Below are 1,146 nucleotides of genomic sequence, written 5' to 3'. Positions count from 1 at the left end.
TCACCGGCCAGGCGCCTGTTTTCAGCGCGCAGCCAGCCGGTGCATGCAACAAGACTACTGCGACAATTCGTCCAATACTTCCATAAGTGTTTCGTGATGCGATTTAGTTTTAAACTTATCCATAATTTTAAGTAAGCGGCCGTCGTCACCGATGATAAAGGTGGTCCTAACAGTGCCCATATTTTCTTTACCCATAAACTTCTTCAGCTGCCAACAACCGTACTTATCGATAATGGCGTGATCTTCGTCAGAGAGTAAGGGGAAGTTTAGCTCGTACTTGTCATGAAATTTCTTAATTTTGGCAACCGGATCAAAACTCACGCCCAGCACTTGGTAGCCCAGCTTATCCAATTCGCCGTGCACGTCTCGTAAGCCGCAAGCTTGCATGGTGCAACCCGGTGTTGACGCACGTGGGTAAAAATACAGTATCACGCCTTTTTTGCCCTTAAAGTCTTTTAAGCTAACGGTCTCTCCGTCTTGATTTTGCAGGCTGAATGCAGGTGCAAGATTGCCAACTTTTGGTAAAGCCACGTCAATTCTCCTTTGCTAATAAACGTTAATTGCTTAATTCGGTTCGCTATCGAGGTCAGTATTGTCCTCAAAGTCCACATCGGCGCGATCTGTCAGGGCAACCGGCAACGATTTTTTGACCTTGGCGCCAAGCGCCTCCAGACGGCTTACTCGGCCAACCAGATTGCCACGCCCAACCGTCATTCGGCTCATGGTTTTATCAAAGGCATCGCGGCCGCGATCCAAATGTTTGCCTATATCTTCTAAGGACTGCACAACCAGCGCAAACTGGTCGTGCAGCGCGCCGGCCTCTTTTGCGATTTTTTCAGCGTTTTGATTTTGTCGCTCGTAGCGCCAAATACTCTGCACCGTACGCAAGGTGGCGAGCAGGGTTGTTGGCCCCACCACAATGATGTTTTTCTCATACGCACTGCGGAATAGTTCTGGATCATGTTCAAAGGCCGCCATAAATGCGGCTTCTACTGGAATAAAAATAAACACAAAATCGAGGGTGCGCAGGCCTTCAATATGCTCGTAGCCCTTGGTACTCAAACCATTAATATGGGCTTTTACCGACTGGGCATGCTCTCGTAAAAATGCCTGACGCTCGCCCTCATCTTCGCTGCTGCAATAACG

2 protein-coding genes are annotated in these 1,146 nt (G+C 48.6%); both read right to left on the bottom strand.

The window, feature by feature from the left end; translation table 11 throughout:
- Positions 1–54 precede the first annotated feature (54 nt).
- Positions 55–531, bottom strand: a complete 477-nt coding sequence (gene bcp, locus ABYP33_RS19450; protein WP_373093038.1) for a thioredoxin-dependent thiol peroxidase — start codon at positions 529–531, stop codon at positions 55–57.
- Between the two features lie 33 nt (positions 532–564).
- On the bottom strand, positions 565–1,146 hold a 582-nt coding region (locus tag ABYP33_RS19445; RefSeq protein WP_373093036.1), incomplete at its 5' end, for a DNA recombination protein RmuC.

The sequence above is a fragment of the Zhongshania sp. genome (genome assembly GCF_041584495.1).
In the GTDB taxonomy this organism is placed as follows: domain Bacteria; phylum Pseudomonadota; class Gammaproteobacteria; order Pseudomonadales; family Spongiibacteraceae; genus Spongiibacter.
This window is presented reverse-complemented; position numbering and strand designations above follow the sequence as displayed.